Origin of the sequence: Pseudomonas sp. Je.1.5.c (assembly GCF_051129895.1) — a bacterium.
Lineage (GTDB): Bacteria > Pseudomonadota > Gammaproteobacteria > Pseudomonadales > Pseudomonadaceae > Aquipseudomonas > Aquipseudomonas urmiensis.
In genome coordinates, this window is sequence record NZ_JBCPSP010000036.1 from 51,639 (window position 1) to 59,518 (window position 7,880).

3 protein-coding genes are annotated in these 7,880 nt (G+C 63.7%); all 3 read left to right on the top strand.

Annotation, left to right across the window (positions count from 1 at the left end):
* Positions 1 to 86 precede the first annotated feature (86 nt).
* On the top strand, positions 87 to 2,105 hold the full coding sequence (locus tag AAZU54_RS21410) for an alpha-1,4-glucan--maltose-1-phosphate maltosyltransferase (RefSeq protein ID WP_434727653.1): 2,019 nt from the start codon (positions 87 to 89) through the stop codon (positions 2,103 to 2,105).
* Between the two features lie 83 nt (positions 2,106 to 2,188).
* Complete coding sequence (gene treS, locus AAZU54_RS21415; RefSeq protein WP_186554836.1) at positions 2,189 to 5,500, top strand: maltose alpha-D-glucosyltransferase; 3,312 nt, start codon at positions 2,189 to 2,191, stop codon at positions 5,498 to 5,500.
* Positions 5,501 to 7,711: a 1,4-alpha-glucan branching protein GlgB gene (gene glgB, locus AAZU54_RS21420; protein ID WP_186554835.1), complete on the top strand. Its 2,211-nt coding sequence runs from the start codon at positions 5,501 to 5,503 to the stop codon at positions 7,709 to 7,711. It begins immediately after the preceding gene.
* The last annotated feature ends 169 nt before the right edge of the window (positions 7,712 to 7,880 follow it).

The window sequence follows — 7,880 nt, forward strand, 5'->3', positions numbered from 1 at the left end:
GCGCCATTCGCTCAATTTTTTTGAACCCCTCCCGCGTCCGACGGCTCTGAACCCTTACCGCCATCGCCAACAGGGAGCACAGTCCGATGTCTCGCAGCGAGCCCTTCGAAAGCGTACCCATGGCCAACGACCACCCCGAACAGGCCATCAGCCTGTCGCAGGCGCTGCTGGCGCCACGTTTGGTGATCGAAAACACAAGCCCGGTGCTCGACGGTGGCACCTTCGCCGCCAAGGCCATTAGCGGCCAGCCGGTGCAGGTCAGCAGCAAGGTCTACAGCGACGGCCACGACCAGTTGATGGTGCTGCTGCACTGGCGCGAGGCCAACAGTCGGCACTGGCACGGCGTGCCGATGCAGGCGGCGGGTAACGACCTGTGGCTGGCCGAGTTCACGCCTGTCCAGCTGGGCTTGCACCTGTTCAGTATCGAGGCCTGGATCGATCCGTTCGCCACCTACTGCCATGACCTTGAAAAGAAGTACCACGCCGGGGTCGAGGTCAAGCTTGAGCTGGAGGAGGGCAGGTTATTGCTGGGCAAGGGCGCAGAGCGCAGCGAGGGGCCGCTACGCGAAGCGATCGTTGCGCTGCAATCGCGCTTGTCTGCACTGCCTGCGGACGAGCAGGTCGCCCTGCTGCTGGACGCCGAGACCGCGCGGCTGATGATCGAGGCCGAACACCGCAGCTACCTGACCCGCAGCGCTGAGTTTCCCCTCGATGTCGATCGACCGGCAGCGCAGTTCGCCAGTTGGTACGAGCTGTTCCCGCGTTCGATCACTGATGACCCTGAGCGCCATGGCACCTTCAATGATGTCCACCAGCGCCTGCCGATGATCCGCGACATGGGCTTTGACGTGTTGTATTTCCCGCCCATCCATCCAATTGGCAAGAAGCACCGCAAGGGCCGCAATAATGCCCTGCAAGCCGAACCCAGCGATCCTGGCAGCCCTTATGCCATTGGTAGCCCCGAAGGCGGCCATGATGCCATCCACCCTGAGCTGGGCACCCGCGAGGACTTTCGCAGGTTGGTGGCGGCTGCCGCTGAGCATGGCCTGGAGATCGCCCTGGACTTCGCCATCCAGTGCTCGCAAGACCACCCCTGGCTGATCGAGCACCCCGGCTGGTTCAGCTGGCGTCCCGACGGCAGCATCCGCTATGCAGAGAACCCGCCGAAAAAATACCAGGACATCGTCAACGTCGATTTCTATGCCGCCGAGGCGGTGCCCTCGCTGTGGCTGGCGCTGCGTGACGTGGTGGTCGGCTGGGTCGAGGAGGGCGTGAAGACTTTCCGCGTCGACAACCCGCACACCAAACCGCTGCCGTTCTGGCAATGGCTGATCGCCAATGTGCGCAGCCAGCACCCGGAGGTGATCTTTCTCGCCGAGGCCTTTACCAAGCCTGCGATGATGGCGCGGCTGGGCAAGGTCGGCTATGCGCAGAGCTACACCTATTTCACCTGGCGCACTACCAAGCAGGAGTTGCGCGAGTATTTCGAAGAGCTCAACCAGCCGCCCTGGAGCCAGTGCTACCGGCCGAACTTCTTCGTCAATACCCCCGATATCAACCCATTCTTCCTGCAGACCTCCGGGCGTGCCGGGTTTCTCATTCGCGCAGCGCTGGCGACCATGGGCTCGGGCCTGTGGGGCATGTATTCGGGTTTTGAGCTGTGCGAAGCCGCGGCGATTCCAGGCAAGGAGGAGTACCTCGATTCGGAGAAGTACGAGATCCGTCCGCGTGATTTCACCGCCCCCGGCAACATTGTCGCCGAGATCGCCCAGCTCAATCGCATTCGCCGGCAGAACCGGGCCTTGCAGACCCATCTGGGGGTGGCGTTCTTCAACTGTTGGAACGACAACATCCTGTATTTCGCCAAGCGCACGCCGGAGCGGGACAACTTCATTCTGGTGGCCATCAGCCTCGATCCGCACAACGTGCAGGAGGCGAGCTTCGAGTTGCCGCTGTGGGAGCTGGGGTTGGACGACGATGCCGACACCCTGGGGGAAGATTTGATGAACGGGCATCGCTGGACCTGGCATGGCAAGACCCAGTGGATGCGGATTGATCCTGGGTATCAGCCGTTTGGTATCTGGCGGATCGAGAAAGCCGGATGACCTTGAGGTTTTGGGGCTGCTTTGCAGCCCCAATCCAGCCAACCCCATCTCACGAGACAGTCTAGGACAGCAAGGAGTTGCACATGGCCAAGCGTTCCCGCCCAGCAGCCTTCATCGACGATCCGCTCTGGTACAAGGACGCGGTGATCTATCAACTGCACATCAAGTCGTTCTTCGATTCCAACAACGACGGCATCGGTGATTTCGCAGGTTTGATCAGCAAGCTCGACTACATCGCCGAACTGGGTGTCAACACCCTGTGGCTGTTGCCGTTCTACCCCTCGCCACGGCGCGACGATGGCTATGACATCGCCGAGTACAAAGCCGTGCACCCCGACTACGGCAGCATGGCCGACGCCAAGCGCTTCATCGCCGAGGCGCACAAGCGTGGCCTGCGGGTAATCACGGAGCTGGTGATCAACCACACCTCCGACCAGCACCCCTGGTTTCAAAAGGCCCGCCACGCCAAGCGCGGCAGCAAGGCACGGGATTTCTACGTGTGGTCGGACGACGACCAGAAATACGACGGCACGCGGATCATCTTCCTCGACACCGAAAAATCCAACTGGACCTGGGACCCGGTCGCCGGCCAGTACTTCTGGCACCGCTTCTATTCGCACCAGCCGGATCTGAACTTCGACAACCCGCAGGTGATGAAGGCGGTGATCGATGTCATGCGCTATTGGCTCGACATCGGCGTCGACGGCCTGCGCCTGGATGCCATTCCGTACCTGATCGAGCGCGACGGCACCAACAACGAAAACCTGCCCGAGACCCATGTGGTGCTCAAGGCCATTCGCGCCGAGATCGACGCCAACTACCCCGACCGCATGCTGCTGGCCGAGGCCAACCAATGGCCTGAAGACACCCGGCCGTACTTTGGCGAGGGCGATGGCGACGAGTGCCACATGGCCTTTCACTTCCCGCTGATGCCGCGCATGTACATGGCGCTAGCCATGGAAGACCGCTTCCCGATCACCGACATCCTGCGCCAGACCCCGGAGATCCCCGCCAACTGCCAGTGGGCGATCTTCTTGCGCAACCACGATGAGCTGACCCTGGAGATGGTCACCGACCGCGAGCGCGATTATCTGTGGAACTACTACGCCGAAGACCGCCGCGCGCGGATCAATCTCGGCATCCGCCGGCGCCTGGCGCCGCTGCTGCAGCGCGACCGGCGGCGCATCGAGCTGCTGACCAGCCTGCTGCTGTCGATGCCTGGCACGCCAACCCTGTACTACGGCGATGAGCTGGGCATGGGCGACAACATCTACCTGGGCGACCGCGACGGTGTGCGCACGCCGATGCAGTGGTCGCCTGATCGCAACGGCGGCTTCTCCCGCGCCGACCCGCAGCGCCTGGTGCTGCCGCCGATCATGGACCCGCTGTACGGCTACCAGACGGTCAACGTCGAAGCCCAGTCGCACGACCCGCATTCGCTGCTCAACTGGAACCGCCGCCTGCTGGCGGTGCGCAACCAGCAGAAGGCCTTTGGCCGTGGCACGTTGAAGATGCTCACGCCGAGCAACCGGCGCATCCTCGCCTATATTCGCGAGTACACCGACGCCGATGGCAACAGCGAAATCATCTTGTGTGTCGCCAACGTTTCCCGCGCAGCCCAGGCCGCAGAGCTTGAGCTGTCGCAGTACGCCGACAAGGTGCCGGTGGAGATGCTCGGCGGCAGCGCCTTCCCGCCGATTGGCCAACTGCCGTTCCTGCTGACCCTGGCGCCGTATGGCTTCTACTGGTTCTTGCTGGCCAGCCGCGATCGCATGCCCAGCTGGCACGTCGAGCCCACCGAGGGCCTGCCGGAGCTGACCACGCTGGTGCTGCGCAAACGCATGGAAGAGCTGCTCGAAGCGCCTTCGATCGACAGCCTGCAAGACGCGATCCTGCCGCAGTACCTGCCCAAACGGCGCTGGTTCGCCGGCAAGGAAGGGCCGCTCGATCAGGTACGCCTGAGCTACGGCGTGCGCCTGGCCACGGCGACCACCCCGGTGCTGCTCAGCGAGCTGGAAGTGATTAGCGATGGCGTGGCCAATTACTACCAGCTGCCGTTCGGCTTCCTGCCCGAGGAGCAGATCAACACCGCATTGCCGCAGCAACTGGCACTGTCGCGGGTGCGCCGTGGCCGCCAGGTCGGGCTGATCACCGATGCGTTCGTGCTGGAGCCGTTCATTCGTGCGGTGCTGCGCAACTGCCAGGACGGCACCCGGCTGCCCAGCAGTGCCGGCGAGCTGCGCTTTGAGAGCACCGACTTGCTGGCGCCGCTTGAGCTCAACGAGGACAGCGAAGTGCGCTATCTGAGCGCCGAGCAGTCCAACAGCTCGGTGGTGATCGCTGATCGGGTGGTGCTCAAGCTGATCCGGCGGGTCAACCCCGGCATTCACCCGGAGCTGGAGATGAGCGCCTACCTGACCGCTGGCGGCTTTGCCAATATATCGCCGCTGCTGGCCTGGGTCAGCCGCGTCGATGCGCACGATCAGCCGAACCTGCTGATGATCGCCCAGGGCTACCTGAGCAACCAGGGCGATGCCTGGGCCTGGACCCAGAACACCCTGGAGCGGGCGATCCGCGATGAGATGGAGCCCGATAGCGTCGAAGCCGAAGCGCACACCGACGCGTTGGCTGAGCTGAACGGCTTTGCCACCTTGCTCGGCCAGCGCCTGGGCGAAATGCACCTGCTGCTCGCCGCCGCCACTGACGATCCGGCGTTCAAACCCCGCGCCAGTACCGGCGAGGACAGCGCGCGCTGGAGCCAGCAGATCAGCGCCGAGCTCAGCCATGCGCTGGACCTGCTGGTGCAGCACCGCGACAGCCTGGACCGCGACAGCCAGGCCTTGGTCGACGATTTGCAGCAGCAACGCGATGGCCTGGCCAAGCACATCGACAACCTCGCCCAGCAGGCCCAGGGGGGCTTGTTGATGCGGGTGCATGGCGACTTGCACCTGGGCCAGGTACTGGTGGTGCAGGGCGATGCCTACCTGATCGACTTCGAAGGCGAACCGGCGCGCCCGCTAGACGAGCGGCGGGCCAAACACAGCCCGTACAAAGATGTCAGCGGCGTGTTGCGATCCTTCGACTATGCTGCTGCGATGATCCTGCGCAGCGCCTCGGCGGTAGACCTCTCCGACGCCGCTCGCCAGGCTCGTCAGCGGGTCGCAAGGCAGTACCTGCACCAGTCGCGCCATGCCTTCGTTGAAGCCTACGGCCTGGCCACCGCCGCCATGCCCCACGCCTGGGAACAGGCCGAGGGCGAGCGCGCCGCATTGGAACTGTTCTGTCTGGAAAAAGCCGCCTACGAGATTACCTATGAAGCCGAGAATCGGCCGACGTGGCTGGCCGTGCCTTTGCATGGTCTGCATGGACTGATCAGCACTTGGGGAGAGTCATGAATGAACGCAACCACGCGTGAAAACGGCGGACTTCGGCAACGGGACATCGACGCCCTGGCCCGCGCCGAGCACGCCGATCCATTTGCCGTGCTCGGCCCGCACCCGGACGGTGCGGGCGGCGTGTTCGTACGCGCCTTTTTGCCCAATGCCTTGAATGCCAAGGTGCTGGCGCGTGACGACGGCCGCGTGCTGGCCGACATGCACCAGGGCAGCCTGCCGGGCTTGTTCACGGCCCATCTCGATCAGGCCCAGCCTTATCAGCTGCAGGTGGCTTGGGCCGGTGGCGAGCAAGTCACCGAAGACCCCTACAGCTTTGGCCCGCAATTGGGCGAGATGGACATGTACCTGTTCGCCGAGGGCAACCACCGCGACCTGTCCGGGCGCTTTGGCGCGCAGCCGACCCAGGTCGACGGCATCGACGGCGTGCTGTTCTCGGTATGGGCACCGAATGCCAAGCGGGTCTCGGTGGTCGGCGATTTCAACAACTGGGACGGCCGCCGCCACCCCATGCGCCTGCGCCACAACGCCGGGGTGTGGGAGCTGTTCGTGCCGCGCCTGGGCGTGGGCGAGGCCTACAAGTACGAAGTACTCGGCCGCGAGGGTGTGCTGCCGCTCAAGGCCGACCCGCTGGCGCGTGCCACCGAGCTGCCGCCGAGCACCGCCTCGAAAGTGGCAGGGCCGCTTGCCCATGAGTGGCGCGATCAGCAGTGGATGGAGCAGCGCGCCCAACGTCATGCCTACAATGCGCCGCTGTCGATCTACGAGCTGCACGTCGGCTCCTGGCGCTGCGAGCTGGACGATGGCGGTGAAGTGGCGCGCTTCTACAACTGGCGTGAGCTGGCCGAGCGCCTGGTGCCCTACGTGCAGGAGCTGGGCTTCACCCATATCGAAATGCTGCCGATCATGGAGCACCCGTTTGGTGGCTCTTGGGGCTATCAGCCGCTGTCGCTGTTTGCGCCAACCTCGCGCTATGGCAGCGCCGAAGACTTCGCTGCTTTCATCGATGCCTGCCACCAGGGGGGTATCGGCGTGATCCTCGATTGGGTGCCGGCGCATTTCCCAACCGACGAGCATGGCCTGGCGCGCTTCGACGGCACCGCGCTGTACGAATACGACAACCCCCTGGAAGGCTTCCACCAAGACTGGAACACGCTGATCTACAACCTCGGTCGCAACGAGGTGCGCGGCTTCATGCTGGCCTCGGCGCTGCACTGGCTCAAGCACTTCCACATCGATGGTTTGCGCGTCGATGCGGTGGCCTCGATGCTCTATCGCGACTATTCACGCAAGGCCGGCGAGTGGGTGCCCAATCGCCATGGCGGGCGGGAAAACCTCGAAGCCATCGATTTCCTGCGCCACCTCAATGGCATCGTCAGCCACGAAGCCCCCGGCGCGCTGATCATCGCTGAAGAGTCGACCGCCTGGCCTGGGGTCAGCCAACCGACCCAGCAGGGCGGCCTGGGCTTTGCCTACAAGTGGAACATGGGCTGGATGCACGACACCCTGCATTACATCCAGAACGATCCGGTGCACCGCGCCCATCATCACAACGAGATGAGCTTCGGCCTGATCTACGCCTATTCCGAGCATTTCATCCTGCCCATCTCCCATGATGAAGTGGTGCACGGCAAGCATTCGCTGATCGACAAGATGCCCGGCGATCGCTGGCAGAAGTTCGCCAACCTGCGCGCGTACCTGACCTTCATGTGGACTCACCCCGGCAAGAAGCTGCTGTTCATGGGCTGCGAGTTTGGCCAGTGGCGCGAGTGGAACCATGATCATCAGCTCGATTGGTACTTGCTGCAGTACTCCGAGCACAAAGGCGTGCAGCAGCTGGTCAGTGACCTTAACCGGCTGTATCGCCAGTTGCCGGCGCTGCATGAACAGGACTGCCTGCCGCAGGGCTTCCAGTGGTTGATTGGCGACGATGCGCACAACAGCGTGTTCGCCTGGTTGCGCTGGAGCAGCACCGGCGAGCCGCTGCTGGTGGTGGCCAACTTCACCCCGGTGCCGCGCGAGGGCTATCGGATTGGCGTGCCGTTTGGCGAGCGCTGGGAAGAGTTGCTCAACAGTGATGCGCAAATGTATGCCGGATCCAACGTGGGCAACCTCGGGGCGGTGGCCAGTGAAGACCTGCCCAGCCACGGCCAGCCATTGTCATTGGCCCTGAACCTGCCGCCGCTTGGCGTCCTGGTCATGAAGCCAGCCTAACCGTGGGAGCGGGCTTGCCCCGCGATAGCATCAGCAGCCTCAATTGGGGGGGCTGATCTGACGCTATCGCGGAGAAGCAGCGAATCCGCCAGCAATTGGGTAGACTGCGCGCCCTTTTTCCACTTTCAGCTGCGCTCATGCGTCTCGACCGTTTCCTCGCCAACCTCCC